The sequence below is a fragment of the Paenibacillus caseinilyticus genome, from assembly GCF_027533645.1.
Lineage (GTDB): Bacteria > Bacillota > Bacilli > Paenibacillales > NBRC-103111 > Paenibacillus_G > Paenibacillus_G caseinilyticus.
In genome coordinates this window covers 220,412-244,296 of sequence record NZ_JAQAGY010000009.1, presented here as the reverse complement: position 1 = coordinate 244,296, position 23,885 = coordinate 220,412, and the positions used below count along the sequence as shown (strand labels likewise).

The following is a 23,885-nucleotide window of genomic DNA, read 5'->3' as shown; positions in this document are numbered from 1 at the left end:
TTACGAAGTTCCTTCCGGCTTTTTCTTCCTATGTTGATCCTTCGGGTTCACGCTGAACGGCCGCAGCCATTGCTTCCAGACCGGGGGCCGCACGATCAGATCCTTGGACGACGGCTCATGTGGAGAGAGCGGCGACAAGAAGGGAACCCCGAACGATTTGAACGAAACCATGTAGGCGATAATGCAGGTCGAGAGCAGCGCGATCCCGAAGAAGCCCATGAAGGAAGCGACGAGTAGAATCACGAAGCGGAGTATCCGCACCGCGAAGTTGAAGCTGATCTCCGGAATGGTAAAGGAAGAGATCCCCGTCATGGCGACGATGATGACCAAGATCGGCGAGACGATATTGGCTTCCACCGCCGCTTGGCCTAGAATGAGCGCCCCGACGATCCCGATCGTGGGACCGATAATCGAAGGGATCCGTACGGCTGCTTCCCGCACGAGCTCGAAGGCGGCTTCCATCAGCAGCACCTCGATCAGGGCCGGGAAGGGGACCCGCTCCCGGGTGGCTCCGATGGCAAGCAGGAGATCGGTCGGAAGCATCTCTTCATGGAACGTGCTCACGGCAATATACAGGGACGGCGTCAGCAGGGCGACGAACACGGCCAGTATACGAATGATGCGGATGAAGTTCCCATAAGCCCACCGCAGGTATTGATCCTCCGGGGTGTGGAACAACGACCAGAAGGTGACCGGCACCACCATGGCCGTAGGCGAATTGTCCATGAGCAGGATCACATGGCCTTCCATCAGAAAGGAGCAGGCCCGGTCCGGCCGCTCGGTCAGCAAGATGCTCGGAACCAGAGAGTATGGACGTTCTTCGATATACTGCTCGAGGATGGACAGCTCGGGTATCGAGTCGGCCTCGATCTCCGCGATCCTCCGCTTCACTTCGGACACGAGCTCCGGGTCCGCCAGGTCCTTGATATACATGACGGATACTTCGCTGGTCACCTTGGTGCGCAGGGGCAGTGCTTCCGCAATCAATTGGCGGTCCTTGATCTGCTTGCGGATCAAGGAGCGGTTCACGGCCGCGGATTCGATGAAAGCTTCCTTGGGACCCTTGAGCACGTGTTCCACCTGTGGTTCGCCGATTGAACGCGATTTGAACCCGGGCGTTGCCATGGAGAGGGCCGCGGCTTCCCCCTGGATCAGGATGAGCGTATACCCCTTCAATAGATCGCGGGTGAGGTCCGGTACCAGATGGAGGGTGCTGCCGGATGCACTCGTAAGCATTTCTCGCAGGATCACCGTCAGTTTATCTTCCGCCCGAGGGGGGATATCCCGCTTCGTTAAGAGCGGATCCATGATCTGTGTCTCGATGGCCTGGGTATCGGCCGCGCCGTCGATGAAGAGGAGCGCCGCTTCCGCTTGCAGCGATTCCACGTACAAGTTCCGGATGGACAGGGCTTGATTGTCGGGGTAAGAAAAGGCTTGTTTGATCTCATTCACATTGTGGGTCAGATCCGTCGACAGCCGCTTCGGCTCCTTCTCCGGATGTCCTGCGTTCATCCTGTTCATGATCTTCCTCCGTACCCCAAGGAACGTCCCATGGTTTCTCAAGGTATTATTGCCCATCCTGTGCAAAACATGTATGAATGGGGCCGCAAGAGCCCGCCCGGCTGTCCCTGCACCGCCCGGACCGGCACTACAAGCCGGGGAACGGTCCTTGCTCGGCGCGGAGTATCCGGACGAACGCTTCGGCCGCCGCAGACAGCTTCCTGTCCCGCCGGACGGCAAAGCCTATGCTGCGAGGGGGGAGCGGATCCTCCAGCTGCAGCTCGATCAGCTTGCCTTCCTGAAGCTCCGACTGCACGAAAGACCGGCTGATGAAAGCGGCTCCGTAGCCCAGCACCGCGAACTCGGCCAGCAGGTCGATGCTCCCGAGCTCAATATCCGGCTTCACCCCGGCATGTCCCTGGGAGGCGAACCATTGCTCGACGAATACCCTTGTGCTGCTTCCCGGCGTCAAGAGGATGAGCGGCAGCTCCGCGAGCTCCCCCGTGGGAAGGGGGCGGCCTGCCATAGCTTGATACGCTTCGCCAACGACAAAACAATCCTCCAGTACGGCCAGGGTGTGAACGTCCACCTGCGGATCGTGAACAGGCATATGCACCAGAGCGCAGTCGATCTCGCCTTCTTTGAGGCGCTGCGTGATGTCGGGGGTCTTCCCGTGGGAGAGACGAATCCGTATGCGGGGGTATTCCTTGTGGAACGAATTCAAGTGCGGCAGGAGCAGATGCTTGACCAGTGAATCGCTCGCCCCGATCCGGATTTCGCCCTCGCTTAACCGCTTCAGGTTCCGGAGGTGTTTCTGTGCGGAGTCCAGCAGGGCGAACGATTGCTCCACGTACTCGAGCAGCGCCCGTCCCTCTTCTGTCAGCTCCACACCTTTGGACAGCCGGTGAAACAAGGAGAGGCCTAATGCCTCTTCCATCTGCTTCAGGGCATAGCTGACGGAAGGCTGTGTAATGTGCAGTTCCTGTGCGGCTTTCGTCAGATTCCGGTGACGCGCCGTATGCAGGAAGATCCGGTACCATTCCAGGTTCATCATATGATATAAACCGCCTCTATGACATTGTGGGTAAATTTCGATTTCATTTATTTCAACGTTCTTATTATAATCGGGATACAACTTATACAAAAGAGGTGGCCGCATGATCTCCAATCAACCGGACCTGGAAGCCCGTTCCCCTTGGTCGACGAATAACGATAAGGGAGAAGTCAAGATCAGCCCTCCGAAGGGCGCGGTGAACGGAAGGATTCGAGTACCCGGAAGTAAGAGCCTGACGAACCGGGCGCTGGTCATCGCCGCCCTAGCGGAAGGAAGATCGGAGCTGCGCGGGATCCTGAGAAGCGATGATTCTTACTGGTGCATCGACGCGCTCACGAAGCTGGGGGTGCAGGTAGACGTCGAAGGGGAGACGGCTTATGTCGGGGGCTGCGCGGGGAACTGGCCGAATCCGTCCGGCGAACTCTATCTGGGAGCCGCCGGTACGGCTGCACGCTTTTTGCCCGGAGCCCTGGCGGTCAGCACGGGAGCATGGACCGTGAAGGGAAGCCGGCGGTTAAGCGAAAGACCGCTGGCCCCTCTGCTCGGCGCACTGACGGACCTTGGTGCGGCATTCGAGTATAAGAGGGAAGAGAGGTGCATGCCGTTCCTGCTCCGCGCAAGCGGGCTGCGGGGCGGAGAAGTGACGCTGCCGGGTTCCACATCCAGTCAATTCATCAGCGGACTGCTGCTCGCCGCCCCTTATGCCAGAGAAGAGATTACGCTGCGCATCGACGGTGAGGTGGTGCAGAGGGACTATGTCCGGATGACGCTAGATACCATGCGCTCCTTCGGTGTGACCGCGGACGTTTCCGCGGACGGTCAGACGATCGCAGTGCCTGCGGGGAGGTATCAAGCGCAATCCACCGTGCTGGAGCCGGACGTCTCGACATGCTGCTATTTCTGGGCTGCGGCCGCGCTGACCGCGGGCTGCGTGCGGATCGAAGGACTGGAGGCCAAGCGTACGCGCCAGCCGGACATTGGAATTCTGGATGTGCTTGAGCGGATGGGGTGTACCGTTCATCGAGGCGAGGACTATGTGGAAGTGCGGGGCGCAAGGCAGCTGAAGGGCGGGTTCACCCTCAGCATGAAGAAGTGGTCGGATCAGACGCTGACGATCGCGGCCCTGGCTCCCTTCGCCGATGGCCCGATCACGCTGACGGATGCGGCCCATATCCGGCATCATGAATGCGACCGGATCGCCGCGATCTGCGGGGAGCTGGGGAAGCTGGGTCTTCGCGTGGAGGAGCATCACGACGGGTTGACCGTCTATCCCGGCCAGCCCGTGCCGGCCTTGCTCGATTCCCATGACGACCACCGGATGGCGATGGCGCTGTCGCTGATCGGTCTAAGGGTTCCGGGCATCGGGATTATGGACCCGGGCTGTGTCTCCAAGACTTGTCCGGATTATTTTGAACAGCTGTCGGAGCTTGGGGTGGAAGTAGAATACTAGAGGGGGAGGACTAACCAATGGCAGGGAATACGTTCGGCGAAAGCTTCAGAATTACCACCTTCGGGGAGTCGCATGGTGCCGCTGTGGGCGTCATCGTGGATGGAGTGACGCCAGGGGTCGAGATCGACGAAGCATACATTCAGGTCCAGATGGACCGGAGAAAGCCGGGCCAATCCTCCGTGACCACGCCCCGCAAAGAATACGACCGGGTTCAGATCTTGTCGGGTATCTTCGAAGGCAGAACGACCGGGACGCCGCTCATGGTCATTCTGTATAACCACGACATGCGGCCGGAGGCGTACAGCGATATTCAGCAGTCGTTCCGCCCCGGCCACGCCGATTACACTTACCTGAAGAAATACGGCATCCGGGACCACCGGGGCAGCGGGCGGGCATCGGGAAGAGAAACGGCGGCCCGGGTGGCCGGTGGTGCGGTGGCGCGGAAGCTGCTGGAGAGAAGGGGTGTACAGGTGCTGGCCTATACGCAGGAGATCGGCGGTATTGCGTGCCGGACCTTCGAGGAAGAAGCGATTGAGCGCAATGCCGTCCGTGCCTGCGATCCTGCCGCTGCGGCGGAGATGATCGGTAAGATTGAGGAGCTGGCCTCGCGCGGCGACAGCTGCGGGGGCATCGTCGAATGCCGGATCCGGGGCGTGATGCCGGGGCTCGGGGAGCCCGTATTCGACAAATTGGATGCGGAGCTCGCCAAAGCGATGCTGTCGATCGGCGCGGTGAAGGGGATCGAATTCGGCGACGGATTCGAAGCGGCTTCCATGCTAGGCAGTGAGCATAACGATGCGATGGACGGCGGAGGATTCCTCAGCAACCATGCGGGCGGCATCCTTGGCGGGATCAGCACGGGGCAGGAGATTGTCTTCCGGATCAGCGTGAAGCCGACATCCTCGATTTCGGTTGCCCAGCGAACGGTCAACATCCATGGAGAGGAACAAGAGATCCGCACGGAAGGCAGGCACGATCCCTGCATCTGTCCGAGAATTGTTCCCGTGGTCGAAGCGATGGCCTGTCTTGTAGTGGAGGATCATTACAAGCGGCAAGCCGCCATGCACGGGTAAGATGCAAAAAGTGCAGCTTGGCGGCTTCTCAGCCACACTTCGAGCTATTGGGCGGCTTAACCCCCGTCCCTAAGACAAATACGCCACGTTATGCCTTACGCACAACGTGGCGTATTTGTGTTGAGCCCGTTGCTGCGGCCGGGCCTTGCTTCCTAGGAGCGGAGCTTGCTCCAAGTGGCGGAGCCGACAATCCCGTCGCTGGTCAGGCTGTTCGCCGATTGGAACCGTTTGACCACGCTTTCGGTTCCTGTTCCGAAGGCTCCGTCGGCGGTCACCGAGTAGCCTTTTTTGGTGAGCAGACGCTGCAGCACCTTCACCTCGTCGCCGGAGCTGCCGACACGCAGGACGGTGGTGGTGCTTGCGAGCGCACTCAGCTTGGAGGAAGTCGCGGAGCCGACGATGCCGTCCGCAGTCAGTCCATGGGCGGCCTGGAACTGCTTCACGATGCTCTCCGTCCCGCTGCCGAATACGCCGTCCGCGCTCAGGCTGTAGCCGACCCGGTTCAGGTTGGTCTGTAGCGTAACCACTTCAGGACCGGAGCTGCCTACCTGCAGTACAGGGGAGGAAGATCCGCCGGAAGAGAGCTGGTGATGTACGCCGTCTGTAGTCGTATGAGGGAAGTAGAGTCCTGCCTGCTTCGCGACATCAATAAGTTGGCTGCTCACCGAGGTCATGCTGTTGAGCGCATTGCCGCTGCCATCCCGTACTGTCGCGTCGAAAGCCAAGCCCGCTGTGTGCGGAGCCGTATAAGAAGGGGCGGCGACCAAGGTGCCCAGGCCGTGTTTGGACATTTCGGCTCCGCACACGCTTTTATTTTGAACGACTTCGTATAAATGCCGTTGATATTGATATGGACGGTAAGCCGAATTGAAGGTGATGGTCCACCCTTTTTGCTTCAGGAGATTGATGTAACGGTCGCGGGCGGTGATCAGCTCGGGTTTGACGTTATCCCAGATGAGCGTCTGTCCGTTCTCCATCTTGATCGCCAGCGGGTCCGTCATCGGTGTGAGCACATCGGCACAAGTGGCGGCACGGGCTGTCGGCAGGGGAGCGGCGAAGAGGGAAGCCGTGAGGGATAAGGATAGAGCGGCCGTGACTACACTGCTTTTCTTCAGGAGCACTTTCGGGAACATGAATGAATACCTCCTAAGAATAGTTGGATAATAAGAAATCGACTTGCTAGATTCAGTATACTTTTGCTAGATTTTGTTGTAAACATTTACATTTTAAACATATTCAAGGACATTGAACCTTCGGGCGGTTCGCGTAAATTCTATTTTCGTGGTAAGATGCTGTCCATATCAGGGCCTATAAGACTAGCATTGCTGGGAGGAAGCTTACATGTATTTGCCGTCTTTTCAATTGGAAGGGAAGAAAGCTATTGTGACCGGAGCGGGCCGTGGCATCGGGAAAGCGCTTGCGATCGGTTTGGCCGAAGCGGGGGCGGATGTGATCCTGCTGTCCCGGACGCCGGAGGACTTGTTGGCTGTAGCTGGCGCCGTGGAGGCTGCGGGGCGCAGAGCGCTGGCGATTCCGGCCGACATTACGGACAGGGAGCAGCTCGCGGCAGCCGTAAGGGAAGCGGAGGAGTGGGCAGGGAAGATCGACATTCTCGTCAATAATGCCGGGATGAACATTCGTACGCCTGCCCTGGAGGTAACGGAGGAGGAGTGGGACAAGATCGCGGACACGAATCTGAAGTCGGCGTTCTTCCTCTCGCAGCAGGTCGCGCGGCGGATGAAGGACACGGGAGGGGGATCCATCGTAAACATCGCCTCCGTGGCAGGATATACCGCCCTGCGGACCGGTGTCGTGTACGGCTCGACGAAAGCGGCGCTGATCCAGATGACGAAGGTGCTCGCGCTCGAGTGGGCGAAGCACGGCATCCGGGTGAATGCCCTCGGCCCATGGTACTTCAAGACGCCGCTCACCGAGAAGCTGCTCGCAGACGAGGCCTTCGTCAGTGAAGTGCTGTCCCGTACCCCCATGAAGCGCATCGGGGAGCTGCAGGACCTGGTCGGTCCGGCCGTGTTCCTGGCTTCGGAAGCGGCGGCCTACATGACGGGGCAGACGCTTTATGTGGATGGCGGCATGACGATCTATGGCTTCTGACCGTTAGGTGGACAGGACAGGAATCCCCCGGTATACGCACACAGCGTGCAAGCCGGGGGAGATTGGGCTGTGCCCGCCCTAAGATATAGCAATCGGGAAGAAATCTCCCCTTCTTGTTCGTGTTAGCATAAGTAACAGAAGATGACGAAGAACGGAAGAGGAGAGTGGGTTATGAAGAAGGGCTGGAAGATTGCAGGGTGGGTCGGTCTTGTGCTGGTGGTGGTATTGTTCGTGCAGGCAGGGGTGCTGAAGCTGATCGGGGAACCGATGTCGGTGGAAGGCTTCAAGCAGATGGGGTTCCCGGACTGGTTCCGATTGGCAATAGGCCTGCTCGAGGTGGTCGGCGGGGTGGCTCTGCTGTTCCGGGCATGGGCCCGCTACGGGGCCGCGCTGCTCGCTGTCATCATGATCGGTGCTGTCGTGACGCTGCTCACTATGGGTATGGCTGCGGACGTGCTGATGCCGGTCCTTACGTTATGTGCCCTGGTTGCGATCGGATTGCTGAGGAAGCCCGCAGGCCGCGCAGGATCCGCAGGCTCTTCACGGACGATCGGAACGAAGTAAGGACCAGATCAGGTGGTCTGCGCCGCATATCGCCGTGATTCTTCCTATGACCGGCAGGCAAGCTAAGGTGCTTCCATCACATGAAAAAGCCCCCTGTCCGGGAACTCGGGCAGGGGGCCATTCTTGTTGGAGGGCGGCGTCAGCGGACTTCTTGCAGTGAACGGGAGTGGTCCGTCTTTCGCACCAGTTGGGTCTGGCTGCGATAGTAAGCGAAGGTTCCGCCGCCGCGGCGCTTGGCTTCGTACATGGCTTGGTCGGCCGCATCCAGTAATCCGGGTACGGACTGTGCATCTTGCGGGTAGAGGGCAATCCCTATGCTGGGTGAGGTGCGGATGCACAGGCCGTCCAGCTCGTATGGCGCGGAGACCGTCTCTACGAGCAGGGCCGACCATTCATCCAAGCGGCTGGTGGTGATATTCGGCGATGAGAAGCTGAGGGCGAACTCATCCCCGCCGAGCCGTGCAATACTCACTCCTTCCTGGGGAGTGAGCCTGGCCGCTACGGTCTGCAGCAGCAGGTCGCCTATACGGTGGCCATAGGTGTCGTTGATGCTTTTGAACTTGTCGAGATCAAAGTACATGACCGCGACAGGCTTCGCAGCGGCGCCGGCAAGCTTCTGCTCCAGCTCCTGTTCGAATACCCTCCGGTTCAGCAGACCCGTCAAGCTGTCGCAGCTTGCGATCTGCTCCAGCCGGCGGTAGGACTCGCCGAGCCGGTCGCTCAGGGTTTCGCGCTCCAGCAGGAACATGACCTGACGGACCAGCACAAGCAGTACGGTAAGGGCCAGCCCCCAGACGAACACATCTGTAGTCAGCTTGAAAAAAAACAGGATGCCGACGAGCAGGAGCAGCCCTATATAGGGCACCGAGAACCGGGCTACCCGCTGCCAGCGGCTTTCGGCCGCCTTCTGCTCCAAGGGCTCTGCGGAGAGGGAATACAAGCCGGCCGCAGCCATGCAGAAACAGGCACCGGTCCAGAACGTATCGATCCATGGCTCCAGCCAGTCGATCCCTTGCAGGTCGATCAGCAGAATATACAGCGAGTCCCCGAAGACATAGCCGAGACAGCCCAGTACAAGTGCGATGGTGGTTCGGCGGTTCAGCCGGTGTTCGCCGTTCAGCATCCAGGTAGAGATAATGAACGCCATGAGCAGCGAGCTCACCGGATAGAACAAGTCTACCGAGAGGGTTACGATATCGAGATGCTTCTCCCCTTCATAGATCGGTCCGATCAGGAATTCCCAGCTCACGACGGAGAAGCTGACGAGCAGGATGGCGGAATCCAGGAAGGACCGCTTGATTCCTCCGGTATGGCAGACCCATCCGTAGAGTGCGATAAGGTAGATCAGCGACTGGGAGAGCCAGAAAATATCCGCGATGCCGATGTCGGGTGCCTCGGCATGCCAGATCCACTCATAGGAGCCCCAGATCAACTGGGCGATGGTCTCGCAGAGGAGACACACGGCGATCAGGATCCAGAACGTCTTCCTTGCCCCGCTATGCTGCCGGATCACGAAGAGCATGACCAGCAGCGAGACTGTCGGCGCGAGGATATCCATAAGGTAGAGAGTAAAGGAATATTCGCCGTTCGTTAATGAAATGAACGTCTGCAGCAGCACGAACAACAATCCAAAGACGGGCAGGAAAAGGGTATTAGGTTTCGTTGGCATGGTTAGCGCCCCTTCTAAGTAGAAAAAACCATCCCCTAATGCAGGTGATGGTTTGTGCACACCACTTCGGCAACCCGGCCGCCGTAGAAGAACGAAGAGAGAGTTCTTCCGTAGGCCCGAGGCTTTGCGTCCTTATTTTTCAATAAGTTTGCTATTTACAAGTAGATTGATGTTGTATGGATACTCCTTATCATAGAAGGAATGAGGCGTTACGTCAAAGTGAAAAAATTAACAAATTGCCGCCCGCTATGCGAAGAACGCCCAGAAGTGAGGTTCGCCGGATTTCAGATTATGATTCAGGAGCTGGAGGAAGCTGCGCTTGAGCTTCTAGAGCCATTTGTGAAAGCGTAACCTTCTATGCGAAGAGGGACGTGCCCGATCTGGTTCTGCAAGTACGGAAAGAAGGGACCCGCTGATCCGGGTCCCTTCTTGGCCTCCATGGCCTACCAGGTGCGCATCGGCGGCGCGCCCGGCGGGGCATGCTGAATCATATGAGCTACCGGGATCGTGTAGGCGAACAGGATCAGCAGGATCGACACGCCGATCCAGACCGACCACCTCTCCAGAATCGCCGGCGTTCCCTGCGCCGCTTCCTGCACGATACCTAGCGGATAATCTGCGGGCTGCTCGGCAGCCGGGGCGAACTTCCACAGATAGACGACAATATAGAGGTACAGGAGCACACCGACGAACAGAATCCCGCTTCCGATCCCGATGAGCGTCCGGTAAGGGGCCCAGCTGTTCACAATCGGGTGGTCCATATACGTGGTGTAGGCGATCCGGCGCGGTTCGCCCAGCACCCCGACGATATGCATGCTGACGGACATGAAGAGCATCCCGATGCCCCAGATCACCGCTTGAATGATGCCGAGCCGGTTCGCAAAGGGCGTCAAGCTTCGTCCTGTCAAGAGGGGGACCAGCCAATACGAAATGGCGAAGAAGGTCAGCGCCACGGTCGAGGCTACCGTGAGATGAAAGTGGCCTGTAATCCAGAGCGTGTTGTGCACCACTTGGTCGAGCTGGTAGCTCGCATTGACAATCCCGCCCGCGCCGGCCGGTATGAAGATGACCATACCCATGAAGGCGGCGAAGAAGCGGACATCCTTCCACGGCAGCTTGCCCAGCCAGCCGAACAGGCCGGTGGCGCCTTGTTCTCTTCCGGCGAGCTCGAAGGTAGCCAGCATGGAGAAGGCGGTCATGAGCGACGGGATGACCACGATCATGGTCAGCGACACCTGGACGAATTTCCAGAAGGAGCTGATTCCGGGTTCCATCAGCTGGTGATGGAAGCCGACGGGGATCGAATACAGGATGAACAGAATGAACGTCAGGCGGGGAAGCGAATTGCTGAAGATTTTGCCCCGGACGATATGCGGGATATTGACGTACCAATAAATATAGGCCGGCAGCAGCCAGAAATACACGAGCGGATGCCCGAAATACCAGAACAGGGTCCGGCTGAGCTCGATGTTAATGGTAGGCACAAGCCCCAGGGACCAAGGAATGAGCTGGAATACGACTTCGGCGGCTACGCCGAGCGAGCAGATGACCCAGAGGATCATGGTGGCGACTGCCATATAACCAAACAGCGGAGAGACCTGGCCCGGGTGAGCTTTCCTCCACTTGACGAAACAGATGAAGACCGCCGCGCTGCTCAGCCAGCTCCCTACCACCACCAGGGCAAGTCCGATATAGAATGCCGGAGAAGCGGCCATCGGAGCATAGAAGGTGTAGAGCACCGAAGCGTCGTTGGTCAGGATTGCATAGGTGCCCATGGCGGTCCCGATGACCATCAGCCAGTAGCCGATCCAGGCCGAGCGGCGGGAGCCGGGAGTCATCGCGCCGCCGAGCGTCCGCGAGACGCCCGAATACAGGAAGCCGATAATGAAGAACGTGGTGAAGATCAGCGCCATCATCACGCCGTGCGCGGTCAGCAGCTGATAATAGCCGATCGGCGGGGGCAGCGTGAGGAATCCGGTACGCTGCAGCCCCTGCAGCAGACCGGCAATGGCGCCGATGAACAGGGCCAGGAAGGCGATGCCGAGGTGGGCCAGAATCAGACTCCGGTCCTTGCGGTCGAACAGGAACGGCTTCGTGTTGATGTGAATCTCCTCCTTCAATGTCAAGGTGTTCTCCTGAACTCACGTTACGCGCAGTCGGCCCATCATGAGGTGATGTCCCATCCCGCAGTATTCATTGCATAGGAGAGGATAATCGCCCTTTCGCTTGAACGTATACTCGAATTCCGTAATGTGTCCCGGGACGATCATCATGTTCACGTTCGTGCCGGGGATGAGCAATCCGTGTACGACATCCGGGCTCGTAATGTGGAAGTGAACCTTCGAGCCGGCCGGGATCTGAAGCTCCCCGGGATTGAACGCGAAGATCTGCCCCACCATGTATGCATCGTATTCCCCGGGGGCGGTCATCTTCAGGGCGGGCTGATTGAACGGCGCGGTGACGGCGACTTCCTTCGGGGCGATGGTCTGCATATGACCCGGCGCGTCGAGTCCCATCCCGAAGGCCATCACCCCGAGGATGACCAGGAAGACAATCAGGGAAACGCTGCCGGTCAGCAGCCAAATTTTCTCGTAACGGGGCATCGAATGACGGTGTTCCATACGTCTCCTCCTTGGATTAAGCTTGGCGGATGTAAATGACAAAGAAGAGGAGCCACAGTACAAGGCAGAAAGCGCCAATGAACAATACCGAGACAAATGTTCCTCTCAATGTCTCGCGGGGATCCGTCGGGTCTCCACCGCTCCCCTGTTCCTGTTCGGACATGATCTCCAAGCCTCCTCTCCCCAGCACAAACCGGATTATATTGCGACTAGCGTTAGTATGCACGGGGGATAGACCCAATTATCCCCATAGAAGGGAAGATAATGAAATCTACCCTAAATGCCTGAACCAACGAGCATGCCCTGCAGGCAGCCCCAAAAAGCCCGGCCCGGCCACGCGGTATAAGCGTGACCGGGCCGGGCTTCGGTGGAAGCCGCCGGCTGTTCATTTCCTACACGCCGAGCGAGCTGATAATCTCCCGCAGCTTCTTCGCCGAGCGCTGCAGTCCTTCGGACTCCGGCTCCGACAGCTGCAGCTGCATGACCGAGCGGACACCCTGTCTGTCCACGATGCACGGAACCCCGAGGTACACATCCGAGACCCCGTGATAGTCCTGGAGCAAGGTCGAGACGTTGAGCACTGCGCCTTCATCGCGGAGAATCGCCGTGCAGATGCGGTCGATCGCGAGCGCGATCGCATAGAAGGTGGCGCCTTTGGCCGAGATGATCTGGTAAGCGGCATCCCGGGTGTTCGTGAAGATCTCCTCCCTGGCCTCGTCCCCGATCCCAAGCTCGCCTCCCGCGACGTTCGCGAGGCTCCAGACCGGTACTTCGGAGTCGCCGTGCTCCCCGATAATATGGGCATGCACGCTCCGGGGGTCGATGCTGAGGTGCTTGCCGATGAGATAGCGGAAGCGGGCGCTGTCGAGCAGCGTTCCTGTCCCGATCACCCGGTGAGCGGGCCACTGCGACTTCTGCAGCGACAAGTAGCTCATAACATCGACCGGATTCGTGGCAATGAGCAGAATACCGTGCGTATTGTACTTCAGAATCTCGCCGATGATGCTGTCAAAGATAGCAGCGTTACGCTTCAACAGATCGATGCGCGTCTCGCCCGGTTTCTGTGCGGAGCCCGCGGTGATCACGATAATCTCCGCTTCGCTGCAGTCCTCATACGTGCCGGCCCATACCTTCGTGCGGCCCAGGAAGGGCAGCCCGTGGTTCATGTCCAGCGCATCGCCGATCGCCTTCTCGTGGTTGGCATCGATAAGCACAAGCTCATCCGCCCTCTCGCGGAGCAGCAGGGTGTAGGCGGTAGTCGATCCCACCGCGCCTACGCCGATTAGAGCGATCCGTGTGGCTTTTTTCATATGCGTTCATTCCTTCCGTTCGGATTGGTGTGGCGGAACACAGGGGATCACGGAGATCTGAGGCCCTCCGGTCATTCCTGTGCTTCCTCGTCCATAAAAGGCTTATTTACGTAGTAATACATGGCTGCCATCAAGAGTGCGCCGCCGATGAAATTGCCTATCGTTACGGGGATCAGATTGGTGAACACACCGCTCCAGGTGATCGTTCCCGGATGCTGCAGCACCAGCGCAATGGCGAAGGTGCACATATTGGCAATGCTATGCTCGTAGCCTGAGATGAAGAAGCAGAAGACAAACAGCATCATGGCGAAAATCTTGGCCCCGTCGCTCTTCAGGGACATCGGGATGAAGAAGGCGAGACAGACCAGCCAGTTGCACAGGATGGCCCGGAAGAACAGCTCGGTTACAGGCGCGTGCATCTTCTTCTCCACCACGCTGAGCAGGAACGCGTTCACGCTGCTGTCCCGGAACAGGCCGGTGAGATAGATGAGACCGGCGAACACGGCAGCCCCAAGAATATTGCCGCCATAGCTTGTGAGCCACAGCTTGGCCGCTTCTGTCCACCGGATCCGGCGGCGCAGCGCCGCAAAGGTGAAGTAGAAGGTGTTGCCCGTGAACAGGTCGCCGCCCCCGTAGGCAATAAGAATGATCGCCGCCCCGAAGGTCAGTGCCGCCATCGGATAGGTGAACGGGGAGTGTTCCAGGTAGAAGAAGCTTCCCGTCCGGAACGCCACGATCACCCCGAAGCCGATGAACATGCTGGCAAGCGCTGACCTGGACAGGTAGCGCAGCGGGCTTTGCTTATAGATCTTCCGCTTCTTGAGGGCGAGCTCCTCGACCAGCAGCAGCGGTTGTCTTTCCATCGCTTCACCACCCTACTCTAGGATTGCCATATATTACCCTCTGCGAGAAGAGGTTATTCACGTTGGCCCGGGCTTTCCGGCCGGAGAGGGATGGACGGTGCAGTACAGTCACCCAGTACGGCGTGAGGACGCAATCTTTCCGGTTAAACAGACAGAAGGCCGGTCACAGGATATCCTGTGACCGGCCTTCTTATGCTGCGGCGGACCGCCCAAATCCGTGATGAAGCAGGGCCTGCAGCGCGGCACAGCTATTTCTTCGCGGTGTCCTTCTTGACTTCCTCAACGAACACGTCATGGGAATCCCGGGTCGTGCCCGGCTGGATCTCCACGAGCGAATATTTCTTGTCCCCGATCATGATCACGTCCTCGACTTCCGGGAGCGGCTCCTCGAGATAGACGGTTCCGAGATACGAATTGCTCTTCTTCAGCTTGATATTCCAGCGGTACTGCGGCTTAGCCATGTTCATGTCCTCCTGTAACCATATGGATACAAGTTACCATAGTTCCTCCCAAAATAAAAGGGAAGCGCAGACGTGAGGATGTCGTGTGAGCCTGGGGGATTGAACTTTCCCCAAAAATTGGGCTATAGGCAAGTTACCTAGAACGACTTTGTGCAATATATTGCCTACATAAGCGAAAGGAGGGGAAACGTTGGGGAGACGAATAAGACATACAGCACGTCACGTAGATGAATTAGCGAAGATTATGTTGGCGGAAGCAGTTGGTGAAGGCGTTCAAGGAATGAACATGGTAGGAACGGTGTTGACCAATCGGGTCGACGCTAACTGTGCTCCTGACTTCAGAGGGCTGCGTAATATTGCACAGGCGATCTATCAAACCATACCTGGAACGGGAGTCCCTCACTTTGAACCCGTCCTGAATGGAACATTGTATACACAACGTCCCAAACAAGCAGACATCAATAGGGCCAGGAAATTGCTGCATGGTTATAGAGAACCCCGGTCCAGAATGAGCTTGTGGTTTTTTAACCCTAGCCCAGGAAGAAGAACGAGAATACCTTGTACCCCCACGATGCCAAGATCCCCTATGACGAGGTTCGTATTCGCGCACAAAAATCATTGCTTCTATGAAGGTGTAGAGGGCTATTGCCCCGAGTTTTACCGATAAACTTACAAAAAGGAGCTGACTTTCTCATGACTTGTTATGGGAACTACAGTTATTATCCAACGCCGTATGGTTATGATTGTTATCCGGATGGAATGAAACGCAGTGATGTCGCTGCCGGCCTTCCTACAACGGGTCATTCCGGACCTTCGTTTGGAGCCCCCGCAGCACCGATGGGGGCTGCTGGTTTCCCGGCGACGGGTTATTCCGGGCCATCGTTTGCCACCCCGGTAGTACCGATGGGGACTGGTCAGCAGCTTCCCGTAGGCAGGGTGGAAGAATCATTTATCGAGAATATTCTGCGCTTCAACAAAAACGCGATCGCTACATTCTATTTTACTTACCAAGGCAACAACGAGCATAATTCAAAAAGGTACCGCGGCCGTATTGAAACGGCTGGCCGTGACCACATCATCATCAGCGACCCGGATAATCCCAATGGGAAACGTCACCTGCTGCTAATGTCCAATCTGGACTGGGTAGAATTCGACGGAGAAGTTAAATATCCACTTCCGCAAGAACCGCAAGTCCCCCTAGTCAAATCGAGGTAAGTTGCAGAACGCTAAGCCGGCATACCCAAAGGATCGATCCGACTGGTGGATCGATCCTTTTTTCTGCATCTACACCTCATTTTTTTGAAGAAGCGCTCATTGAATCAAGAAAAGTTGATTAGAAAAGATACTTTTGGCACCTTGGAAAATACAGGGGGTTCGATTAGCCTAAGGGAAGATCACAAAAATTGAATTCCCAGGAGGTATCCCTATTGCGCTTGTCACGCCGCATGTTGATAGGTTCACTGCTCCTTGTCATCTTCCTCTTCGGTTCGTATCCCTCCGCCCGAATCCACGCTGCCGCTGCCCAGCAGCCCGTGAAGGTGTTCGTCGATACGACGAGAATCTCATTCGAGATAGAACCGCTTCTAATCGACGGCACGACATTGGTCCAGTTCAGGCCCCTGTTCGAAGGGATGGGCATGAAGGTGAAGTGGGATGAAGCCCAGCGGCTGGTAACGGGATCTCAAGATGGGCTGACCATTGAGCTCCGTATTGACGAACCCTATGCTGCAGTGAACGGCCGGAAGGTAGAGCTCAGCCAAGGCGCCCGGATCGTGGATGGCAGCACCATGGTGCCCCTGCGTTTTATTGGGGAAGCGACCGGGGCTATCGTGCACTGGGATCCGGTGAATAGAGAAATATCCGTGGTTACCGACAAGTTATTGGCGAGCCTTGGCATGACGAAGGAAGAGATGCTGACCAAGCTGGCCGACTATGCAGCCAACCAGCAGACGCCGCCGGCTGCACCCCAGGAACCTGCACCCGGGGCCCAAGAGCCCGCGCCTCCAGTCCAAGAGCCCCAGCCGAGTACGCCGGCCGCTCCCGTTCAGCCTGCTAAGCCAGTAGATCTGTCCAATCTTCAAGGGATGTACTACGGATTCAGGGACGACTTCGGAGGATATGAATGCGGCGGTGCCTGCTGGGATCTCTATACCTTTCTTCCGGACAGCCATATCCTGATAGGAGCTCCTCCGCAGGGCGGACCGGAGACCATCGACTGCACCCGGGATAAGTGCAGTACGTACACCATTGCCGAAGGGAAGCTTCAGGTAAGCGATGGAACCAGTTACAGCATTGAAGTCTCGCAGGCTGGAGATCTATCCATTAACGGCATCCTGATGACGGCAGTGGTGCCGGCAGCCGATGGGACTATACTCCAAGGCAGTTACAAATATATCAGCTATTACGGCTTGGTGGGCATTAACGCTTATTCCACCTCGTCGACGGAATATCTCTCGTTTAGCCGCGATGGCACATTCGAAAGTACGGATCTCAGCATCGCTTCCTTGGATGTGATCGTATCGGGTACACAGTCGTCCTCGTCCAAGAGCGATACGGGAACCTATTCCATCGCAGGCAACACGATAACGCTCAAGTATGAGGACGGCACCACAGTCCGCCGGCTTTTCTTCGACCATGATCCGGGCGGCCCCGATACGCTGGAAGACATACAGGTAGGGGACAGCCGGTTTTATATACCGGAGGATTAGGTATCTATATTGGAATTCCTATGGAACCCAGTACCGTGAGGTGCTGGGTTTGCTGCATGAAGGGGGAGCAAAAGGGGAGCCCCGCTGCCAAGCTTCATCCGGCAGAGGAGCGGAGAACCTGCAAAAACTACAGAAGAATCCTATTTTGCCGGGGTAATCCGCCCGACGCACTTTGCTATAATCGGGTCAGCGGACGGACACAAGGATAGTTAACCGCTTACATGATAGTTAGGGAGGTCACCCGAAGATATGAGATTCAAGAGAGGGAAAGTGGGACTGCTGCTTATCGCCGCGATGGTGATGAATCTGCTGCCAATCCAGGCCCAGGCTGCGGGGCAGGAGAGCACCATCCGGATTAACCCGATTGAAGGGCTTAGTTCCGATTTCATCAAAGGCTCGGATGTATCGATGCTGAGCCAGATCGAGGAGAGCGGAGGCCGTTATTACGACGGTGGCGAAGAGAAGGATGCGCTCCAGATTCTGAAAGACCACGGGACGAACTGGGTCCGGCTGCGGATCTGGAACCATCCCGCGGATGAGAATGGGCCGCTTGGAGGAGGCAATAACGATCTGGCCCGCACGGTGGAGACGGCCGTGAGAGCCAAGGCGCTTGGCTTGAAGGTGCTGCTCGATTTTCACTACAGCGACTTCTGGGCGGATCCGGCCAAGCAGTTCAAGCCGGCCGCATGGAAGGACCTTAGCGGCGCCGCGCTGGAGCAGGCGGTCTACGACTTCACCGACAGCGTGATCCGCGAGCTCAAGGCGAATAACGCGATGCCGGACATGGTGCAGATCGGCAACGAGACGAATGGCGGCATGATCTGGCCGGACGGCAAGACGTGGCAGCAGTCCGCAGGGGAAGAGATCGGCGGCTACGACGGGTTCGCGAACCTGTTGAAGGCGGGGATCCGCGCGGTGAAGGAGAACGATCCGGGGAATGCGACCCGCATCATGCTCCATTTGGCCGACGGCGGAGACAATGACCTGTACCGCCGCGTGTTCGACGCGCTTACGGCCCGGGGTGTGGAGTTCGATATCATCGGCCTCTCGTTCTATCCGTATTGGCACGGCACCTTGGATGAGCTGAAGCATAACATGAACGATATCAGCTCGCGGTATGACAAGAATGTCATCGTTGTCGAGACGGCGTACGCGCATACCCTGGAGAACGGCGACGGGTTCACGAATATCTTCGGACCGGCCGAGCAGAGCGCGGGCGGCTACAAAGCCACGGTGCAGGGACAAGCCCAAGCCGTACGGGATGTCATGAACACGGTGCATGAGGTGCAGGGCGGCCGCGGACTCGGCGTGTTCTATTGGGAGCAGGACTGGATTCCAGTAGAGGGCGCGGGCTGGAAGACGGGCGAGGGCAACGGCTGGGATAACCAGGCGATGTTCGATTTTGGCGGCAACGCGCTCCCATCGCTGGACGTCTATAACCTGGTCTCGAAGACGCCGGCCGGCGAGCCTTATCAGGCGGAACTGACGTCGATCCAGCCGGTAACGATGGCCATTACCGTAGGCGGCGAACTGCAGCTTCCCGAAGCGGTGAAAGGCGAGTTCAGCGACGATTCCATCCGCAGCCTTGGGGTGACGTGGGAGGAAGTGAAGCCGGAGGACCTGGCGCAGCCGGGCACGCTGCATGTTGCCGGGACGATCGAAGGAACCGAACAGAAGGCCGAAGCGGTGGTGGTCGTCGAAGGCACGCGGAATTACGTGAAGAACGCCGGGTTTGAAGCTGGGGATTTCAGCGGGTGGACCCTGAGCGGAGAGACGGCCGCCCTGCAGGCGGAGAAGTCGAGCGCGCCTGCGGGCAATGCTTACAGCGGGGACTATTCCCTTCATTATTACCTCGACCGGCCTTATACGTTCAAGATAGAGCAGAAGGTTGCCGGCTTGCCGGACGGCACCTACACCGCAGCAGTCCGCACGCAGGGCGGCGGCGGAGAGAAGAGCCTGAAGCTCTTCGCGGTGAATGCGGCTGGCGATAAGCTGACCGCTGATATCGTCAATACCGCATGGCACGAATGGAAGCATGTTGTCATCCCGAATATTACCGTGACCGGCGGACAGCTGACCCTTGGGGTCGAAGCGGATGCCAATAACGGAAGCTGGGGCAGCATCGACGAGTTCGAGCTGTATTCGGATCATTCGGAGGCCACCCTGAGCGCTCCGGACGAAGTGAAGCCGGGCAGCGAGTTCACTGTCGGCGTAGGCGTGAAAGGGCTCGTGAATATCATCGGCTCGCAGGATCTGCAGCTCTCGTACGACCGCAATCTGTTCGAATTCGTAAGGGCGGAGAGCAAGGAGGCGGGCACGGTCGTTGATGCGACGTACAATGCGGATGCCGGTACCATTCATCTGGTAACGAAGCATGAGGAAGGCAAGGCTTCGAATACCGAGTCGCTTCAGGTAAGGTTCAAAGCGCAGGATATCGAACGTAAAGGCACGATCGGAGTGGCATCGGCGGAATGGACGGCGCTGTCTACCGGCCAGAAGATCACCCCTTCCACACTTGGCAGCGTAACCGTATCGGTATATGGCTCCGTGGACAGCCAGCCGGGCACGGGTGACGGCACAGGTACAGGTGACGGCACAGGCACAGGTGACGGCACGGGCAATGGTGACGGCACGGGCAATGGTGACGGCACTGGCACAGGTGACGGCACGGGCAATGGTGACGGCACAGGCACAGGTGACGGCACGGGCAATGGTGACGGCACGGGCACAGGTGACGGCACAGGCACGGGTGACGGCACGGGCAATGGTGACGGCACGGGCACGGGTGACGGCACAGGCACGGGTGACGGCACAGGCACGGGTGACGGCACAGGCACGGGTGACGGAAGCAGCGATAACGATAGCGATAACGATAGCAATGATGATAGCGATGACGACAGTGACAGCAGCAGCGATAGCGGTACCGTCAGCAGCGGCGGCAGCAGCGGCGGCAGCACGAGCGGCAGTGCCGCAGGGCAGAAGCCGGCCTATGATGCGGCCAGCGGCACCGTGACGGCCAGCCTGAGCACAGAGGAAGCGGCCAAGCTTCGGACGGCCGCCGGCAGAGAGGCGATCAAGCTGGAGATCCCCGCCGTGGATGGCGCCAAGGCGTATGCCCAGGAGCTTCCTGCAGCGCTGCTGCAGTCCGGGCAGCCTGACCAGCGCATCACCCTGGTTACCCCGCTCGGCAGCGTAAAGCTTCCGGGGAGTATGCTTGCCGGCAGCAAGGGCCTGGGCTCCGGACCGGTGACGGTGGGTATCCGCGCAGTGGAGCCGTCAGCCCTGAACGACGAAGCCCTGCGGGGCAAGCTCGGCGGCAAGCCTGTCATCGACTTGACCGTTCAGGTGAACGGCCAGCCGGTAGCGTGGAACAATCCGGACGCGCCGGTGACGGTGTCCATTCCGTACAAGCCGAGCGCTGCCGAAGCGCAGCATCCGGAATACCTCACGGTCTGGTACCTCAGCGGCAGCGGAGCAGCAGAGGCAGTCCCTACCTCGCACTGGGATGCGAAAGCAGGCGTACTGACGTTCCAGACGACACATTTAAGCGCCTATGCGGTCGCTTATGACCACCGCACGTTCAGCGACTTGTCGCACGTCGGCTGGGCGGCTCAAGCGGTAGAAGCTCTTGCGGCCAAAGGGGTCATCCAGGGTACAACAGACGCGGAGTTCTCGCCGGACGCGCCGGTGACGCGCGCGGAATTCCTGCAGATGCTCGTGCGCGCAGCCGGACTGACGGCATCGTTCGATTCGAATTTCGCCGATGTCTCGCGCACGGATTACTATTATGATGCCGCAGGCATCGCTAAGAAGCTCGGCGTGGCCGGCGGCCGGGACAACGGCGGCTTCGCGCCGTCGGAACGCATCACGAGGGAAGACCTCATGGTGCTGACCGTGAGAGCCCTGGAGGCGGCAGGCCGGTGGAAGCCGGCCGGCGGCAGCGGGCTGGAGGCGTTCAGCGATGCGTCCAGCGTGGCGGATTATGCTGCAGATGCGGCTGCTGGCCTGGTCCAAGCAGGCGTGATCAACGGCAGAGGCAGCCTCCTGGCTCCGAAGGAAGCGACGACAAGAGCGGAAGCGGCGGTTATCTTGTACCGTGCCCTCCAGGCGTCGGAATAATCTTATGCGGTCTGACCGCCCTCAGATGGGCGGCATACTGTGTACACATAGCCTCATCCAGCTCCGGAAGCAGAGTATCCGGCCGTTCACCGGCCTCCTCTGTCCGGGGCTTTTTCGCGTGAGCGGTGTGGTCTCCGGCCATTCACTTCCCACGGGTGCCGGGAATCCGCCCGCCAAGACATGCACAGCCATCACGCCTGCGCGTCCGGCCCGGATTGCTGCGCCTGCCGCCCGGACTGAACCTCGCACCTCTCGCACCATACCAGGCCGATCCTTTTGCGATCCGTCTCATGTCCGCCGCACGGCAGCCCCGCTTCTTTCCCGCTTCTTTCCTGCAGCTTTCCGCCAGCCGCAAAAAGTACAGGAGAGTCTTATTTTGTAGGGTACGAACGATTCCCCCGAACTGGTAACCTTACGATATAACTTACAGAGACATGAACCGGAGGAGTGACAAGAAAGATGAAGAGGGGCCTGCTCTACCGTATCAACGCCAACCGGAGCCTGCTGCTGATGATCGCGCCGGCGACGCTGTTCTTCTTTATTTTCAACTATATCCCAATGGCGGGGATCGTGCTCGCGTTCAAGCAGTTCCGCTATGACCTCGGAATATTGAATTCGCCGTGGGTGGGACTGGATAACTTCAAGTTCTTCTTCCTGACCGGCGATGCGTTCAACGTAACCCGCAACACGCTGCTCTACAATGCGGCGTTCATCGTCATCAATAACGGGCTTCAGATCGTCGTGGCGATCCTGCTGGCGGAGGTCGGTAGCAAGCTGTTCCGCAAGACGGCGCAGACGCTGATGTTCCTGCCTTATTTTATCTCGTGGGTCGTGGTCGGAGCGGTCGCGTACAACCTGTTCAACTACGAGTTCGGGGCGATCAACACGATGCTGAAGTCCTTCGGCATGGAACCGCTGGATATCTACACGACCGCGGAGTATTGGAAGTACATCCTGATCTTCTTCTCGGCCTGGAAGGTCGTCGGCTACGGAGCGGTGTTCTACATGGCCTCCATCCTAAGCATCGACAAGGAAACCTACGAGGCGGCGGATATCGACGGGGCGAACGTGTTCCAGCGCATTCTCCACATCACGCTTCCTTCGCTGAGACCGACCATCCTGATTCTCGTGCTTCTGGCGATCGGCGGCATCTTCCGCGGCGACTTCGGCCTCTTCTACCAGCTCGTCGGCAACAACGGCATGCTGTTCCAGGCAACGGATGTCATCGATACCTATGTGTACCGCTCCCTGCTTGTCAACAACGAGGTAGGCATGTCGGCGGCGATCGGCTTCTACCAATCCGTACTGTGCTTCGTGACCATCCTGGCTACGAACTACCTGGTCCGCCGGACAGACCGGGAGAACGCGCTGTTCTAGAGGCAGGCGGCGCCCCTCCCATACCAACTATGAGGTGAGAGACAATGATGACTTCAACTGTCAAAAAAAACCGTGCGGACCAGCGCATCCTCGACTTGATCGGGTACGTGTTCGTCGGGCTGGTTGCCCTGGTCTGCCTGGTGCCGTTCCTGCTTGTCGTGAGCGGCTCGTTCTCCAGCGAATCGAGCATTACCCGGGAGGGTTTCGGCCTCTGGCCGAAGGAGTTCTCGCTCGGGGCATACCAATTCGCCTTCCAGCATCCCGAGCAGTTCATTAACGCGTATGTCCTTACGATCTCGCTGACGGTCGTCGGCACGGTGTTCGGCCTGTTCATCTCGGCGATGACCGCTTATGTGCTGCAGCGCCAGGATTTTCAGTGGAAGAGCGGCTTCTCGTTCTACTTCTACTTCACGACGCTGTTCCAAGGCGGGCTCGTTCCCTGGTACATCCTCATGGTGAACTATCTGCATATGAAGGATACCTACTGGTCGCTGCTCCTGCCCCCGATGCTCAATGTATTCTACATTCTCATCCTTCGTACGTTCCTGCGCAGCATTCCCGAGGCGATCACGGAATCGGCGAAGATCGACGGAGCCGGGGATTTCACGATCTTCGTCAAGCTGATTCTTCCGCTCTCGAAGCCGGCCTTGGCCACGATCGGCCTGTTCACGGCCCTCGGCTACTGGAACGATTGGTTCAATTCACTCTTGTTCGTCTCCAACGAGAAGCTGTACACGCTGCAGTACCTGCTCTACAAGACGCTCGGCAATCTCGAAGGCCTCCGCAAGCTGATGGAAGTATCCGGCATGCGTGTGGCGGAGCTCCCAGGCGAGAGCCTGAAGATGGCGCTTGCGATTATCGTGACGGGGCCAATCGTGCTGCTCTATCCCTTTGTTCAGCGGTTCTTCGTACAGGGTCTGACAGTCGGCGCGGTCAAAGGGTAACATCCTTTCGCCGCCCTGCGGTATAGCACTACCGAAATTTTGGATCATTCTGGGGCTATC

The 23,885-nt window shown here is 58.3% G+C and carries 20 protein-coding genes and 1 riboswitch; of the genes, 10 read left to right on the top strand and 10 right to left on the bottom strand.

The window, feature by feature from the left end; all coding sequences use genetic code 11:
• Together O9H32_RS16150 and O9H32_RS16145 are read right to left on the bottom strand one after the other, a co-directional pair.
• Nucleotides 1-1,521 carry a spore germination protein gene (locus tag O9H32_RS16150; RefSeq protein WP_269867146.1) on the bottom strand — a complete coding sequence of 507 codons (1,521 nt, stop codon included), beginning with the start codon at nucleotides 1,519-1,521 and terminating at the stop codon, nucleotides 1-3.
• A 127-nt stretch (nucleotides 1,522-1,648) separates the two neighbouring features.
• On the bottom strand, nucleotides 1,649-2,554 hold the full coding sequence (locus O9H32_RS16145) for a LysR family transcriptional regulator (RefSeq protein ID WP_269867145.1): 906 nt from the start codon (nucleotides 2,552-2,554) through the stop codon (nucleotides 1,649-1,651).
• A gap of 103 nt (nucleotides 2,555-2,657) precedes the next feature.
• Between O9H32_RS16145 and aroA the strand changes: the two genes are divergently transcribed.
• Nucleotides 2,658-4,004, top strand: a complete 1,347-nt coding sequence (gene aroA, locus O9H32_RS16140) for a 3-phosphoshikimate 1-carboxyvinyltransferase (protein ID WP_269867144.1) — start codon at nucleotides 2,658-2,660, stop codon at nucleotides 4,002-4,004.
• A 17-nt stretch (nucleotides 4,005-4,021) separates the two neighbouring features.
• Entirely contained in the window at nucleotides 4,022-5,077 is a 1,056-nt protein-coding gene (aroC, locus tag O9H32_RS16135; RefSeq protein WP_269867143.1) for a chorismate synthase, read from the top strand.
• 152 nt (nucleotides 5,078-5,229) lie between these two features.
• On the opposite strand, the gene O9H32_RS16130 is transcribed toward aroC, so the two are convergent.
• The gene (locus tag O9H32_RS16130) at nucleotides 5,230-6,210 is read right to left on the bottom strand and encodes a peptidoglycan-binding protein (protein WP_269867142.1); all 981 of its coding nucleotides are present in this window, start codon (nucleotides 6,208-6,210) and stop codon (nucleotides 5,230-5,232) included.
• Between the two features lie 208 nt (nucleotides 6,211-6,418).
• Here O9H32_RS16130 and O9H32_RS16125 point away from each other — a divergent pair, with 208 nt between their 5' ends.
• A complete protein-coding gene (locus O9H32_RS16125; protein WP_269867141.1) occupies nucleotides 6,419-7,189 on the top strand; it encodes an SDR family NAD(P)-dependent oxidoreductase in 771 nt (256 codons plus the stop codon).
• 171 nt (nucleotides 7,190-7,360) lie between these two features.
• A complete protein-coding gene (locus tag O9H32_RS16120) occupies nucleotides 7,361-7,753 on the top strand; it encodes a DoxX family protein (RefSeq protein WP_269867140.1) in 393 nt (130 codons plus the stop codon).
• A gap of 139 nt (nucleotides 7,754-7,892) precedes the next feature.
• On the opposite strand, the gene O9H32_RS16115 is transcribed toward O9H32_RS16120, so the two are convergent.
• The 7 genes from O9H32_RS16115 to O9H32_RS16085 form a co-directional block, all read right to left on the bottom strand.
• Complete coding sequence (locus O9H32_RS16115) at nucleotides 7,893-9,422, bottom strand: GGDEF domain-containing protein (RefSeq protein ID WP_269867139.1); 1,530 nt, start codon at nucleotides 9,420-9,422, stop codon at nucleotides 7,893-7,895.
• A gap of 65 nt (nucleotides 9,423-9,487) precedes the next feature.
• Nucleotides 9,488-9,585, bottom strand: a riboswitch (cyclic di-GMP riboswitch).
• A gap of 280 nt (nucleotides 9,586-9,865) precedes the next feature.
• The gene (locus tag O9H32_RS16110) at nucleotides 9,866-11,548 is read right to left on the bottom strand and encodes a b(o/a)3-type cytochrome-c oxidase subunit 1 (RefSeq protein ID WP_406627330.1); all 1,683 of its coding nucleotides are present in this window, start codon (nucleotides 11,546-11,548) and stop codon (nucleotides 9,866-9,868) included.
• A 15-nt stretch (nucleotides 11,549-11,563) separates the two neighbouring features.
• Nucleotides 11,564-12,043 carry a cytochrome c oxidase subunit II gene (locus O9H32_RS16105; RefSeq protein WP_269867138.1) on the bottom strand — a complete coding sequence of 160 codons (480 nt, stop codon included), beginning with the start codon at nucleotides 12,041-12,043 and terminating at the stop codon, nucleotides 11,564-11,566.
• Between the two features lie 16 nt (nucleotides 12,044-12,059).
• A complete protein-coding gene (locus O9H32_RS16100; RefSeq protein ID WP_269867137.1) occupies nucleotides 12,060-12,206 on the bottom strand; it encodes a cytochrome c oxidase subunit 2A in 147 nt (48 codons plus the stop codon).
• Nucleotides 12,207-12,435: 229 nt separating this feature from the next.
• Complete coding sequence (locus O9H32_RS16095) at nucleotides 12,436-13,353, bottom strand: L-lactate dehydrogenase (protein WP_269867136.1); 918 nt, start codon at nucleotides 13,351-13,353, stop codon at nucleotides 12,436-12,438.
• A 71-nt stretch (nucleotides 13,354-13,424) separates the two neighbouring features.
• Nucleotides 13,425-14,216 (bottom strand): formate/nitrite transporter family protein, encoded by a 792-nt coding sequence (locus tag O9H32_RS16090; RefSeq protein WP_269867135.1) that lies wholly within the window; start codon nucleotides 14,214-14,216, stop codon nucleotides 13,425-13,427.
• A gap of 248 nt (nucleotides 14,217-14,464) precedes the next feature.
• Nucleotides 14,465-14,677, bottom strand: coding sequence for a hypothetical protein (locus O9H32_RS16085; RefSeq protein WP_269867134.1), 213 nt, complete (start codon nucleotides 14,675-14,677; stop codon nucleotides 14,465-14,467).
• Between the two features lie 244 nt (nucleotides 14,678-14,921).
• Between O9H32_RS16085 and O9H32_RS16080 the strand changes: the two genes are divergently transcribed.
• The 6 genes from O9H32_RS16080 (at nucleotide 14,922) to O9H32_RS16055 (ending at nucleotide 23,825) form a co-directional block, all read left to right on the top strand.
• Complete coding sequence (locus tag O9H32_RS16080; RefSeq protein WP_269867173.1) at nucleotides 14,922-15,344, top strand: cell wall hydrolase; 423 nt, start codon at nucleotides 14,922-14,924, stop codon at nucleotides 15,342-15,344.
• 26 nt (nucleotides 15,345-15,370) lie between these two features.
• Nucleotides 15,371-15,892, top strand: a complete 522-nt coding sequence (gene gerQ, locus O9H32_RS16075; RefSeq protein ID WP_269867133.1) for a spore coat protein GerQ — start codon at nucleotides 15,371-15,373, stop codon at nucleotides 15,890-15,892.
• A gap of 230 nt (nucleotides 15,893-16,122) precedes the next feature.
• Complete coding sequence (locus O9H32_RS16070) at nucleotides 16,123-17,385, top strand: stalk domain-containing protein (RefSeq protein WP_269867132.1); 1,263 nt, start codon at nucleotides 16,123-16,125, stop codon at nucleotides 17,383-17,385.
• A gap of 249 nt (nucleotides 17,386-17,634) precedes the next feature.
• Nucleotides 17,635-21,504 (top strand): glycosyl hydrolase 53 family protein, encoded by a 3,870-nt coding sequence (locus O9H32_RS16065; protein ID WP_269867131.1) that lies wholly within the window; start codon nucleotides 17,635-17,637, stop codon nucleotides 21,502-21,504.
• Nucleotides 21,505-21,963: 459 nt separating this feature from the next.
• Complete coding sequence (locus O9H32_RS16060; RefSeq protein WP_269867130.1) at nucleotides 21,964-22,881, top strand: ABC transporter permease; 918 nt, start codon at nucleotides 21,964-21,966, stop codon at nucleotides 22,879-22,881.
• Between the two features lie 44 nt (nucleotides 22,882-22,925).
• Nucleotides 22,926-23,825, top strand: coding sequence for a carbohydrate ABC transporter permease (locus O9H32_RS16055; protein WP_269867129.1), 900 nt, complete (start codon nucleotides 22,926-22,928; stop codon nucleotides 23,823-23,825).
• Nucleotides 23,826-23,885 lie beyond the last annotated feature (60 nt).

Excerpts from the sequence above, each read along its gene's own strand:
- O9H32_RS16145 (WP_269867145.1), bottom strand. The coding sequence starts at position 2,554 with ATGATGAACCTGGAATGGTACCGGATCTTCCTGCATACGGCGCGTCAC.
- O9H32_RS16060 (WP_269867130.1), top strand. The coding sequence starts at position 21,964 with ATGAAGAGGGGCCTGCTCTACCGTATCAACGCCAACCGGAGCCTGCTG.
- aroA (WP_269867144.1), top strand. The coding sequence starts at position 2,658 with ATGATCTCCAATCAACCGGACCTGGAAGCCCGTTCCCCTTGGTCGACG.
- O9H32_RS16150 (WP_269867146.1), bottom strand. The coding sequence starts at position 1,521 with ATGAACAGGATGAACGCAGGACATCCGGAGAAGGAGCCGAAGCGGCTG.
- O9H32_RS16065 (WP_269867131.1), top strand. The coding sequence starts at position 17,635 with ATGAGATTCAAGAGAGGGAAAGTGGGACTGCTGCTTATCGCCGCGATG.
- O9H32_RS16085 (WP_269867134.1), bottom strand. The coding sequence starts at position 14,677 with ATGGCTAAGCCGCAGTACCGCTGGAATATCAAGCTGAAGAAGAGCAAT.
- O9H32_RS16080 (WP_269867173.1), top strand. The coding sequence starts at position 14,922 with ATGTTGGCGGAAGCAGTTGGTGAAGGCGTTCAAGGAATGAACATGGTA.
- O9H32_RS16120 (WP_269867140.1), top strand. The coding sequence starts at position 7,361 with ATGAAGAAGGGCTGGAAGATTGCAGGGTGGGTCGGTCTTGTGCTGGTG.
- O9H32_RS16055 (WP_269867129.1), top strand. The coding sequence starts at position 22,926 with ATGATGACTTCAACTGTCAAAAAAAACCGTGCGGACCAGCGCATCCTC.
- O9H32_RS16130 (WP_269867142.1), bottom strand. The coding sequence starts at position 6,210 with ATGTTCCCGAAAGTGCTCCTGAAGAAAAGCAGTGTAGTCACGGCCGCT.
- O9H32_RS16095 (WP_269867136.1), bottom strand. The coding sequence starts at position 13,353 with ATGAAAAAAGCCACACGGATCGCTCTAATCGGCGTAGGCGCGGTGGGA.
- O9H32_RS16100 (WP_269867137.1), bottom strand. The coding sequence starts at position 12,206 with ATGTCCGAACAGGAACAGGGGAGCGGTGGAGACCCGACGGATCCCCGC.
- O9H32_RS16070 (WP_269867132.1), top strand. The coding sequence starts at position 16,123 with ATGTTGATAGGTTCACTGCTCCTTGTCATCTTCCTCTTCGGTTCGTAT.
- O9H32_RS16105 (WP_269867138.1), bottom strand. The coding sequence starts at position 12,043 with ATGGAACACCGTCATTCGATGCCCCGTTACGAGAAAATTTGGCTGCTG.
- O9H32_RS16090 (WP_269867135.1), bottom strand. The coding sequence starts at position 14,216 with ATGGAAAGACAACCGCTGCTGCTGGTCGAGGAGCTCGCCCTCAAGAAG.
- O9H32_RS16115 (WP_269867139.1), bottom strand. The coding sequence starts at position 9,422 with ATGCCAACGAAACCTAATACCCTTTTCCTGCCCGTCTTTGGATTGTTG.
- aroC (WP_269867143.1), top strand. The coding sequence starts at position 4,022 with ATGGCAGGGAATACGTTCGGCGAAAGCTTCAGAATTACCACCTTCGGG.
- gerQ (WP_269867133.1), top strand. The coding sequence starts at position 15,371 with ATGACTTGTTATGGGAACTACAGTTATTATCCAACGCCGTATGGTTAT.
- O9H32_RS16125 (WP_269867141.1), top strand. The coding sequence starts at position 6,419 with ATGTATTTGCCGTCTTTTCAATTGGAAGGGAAGAAAGCTATTGTGACC.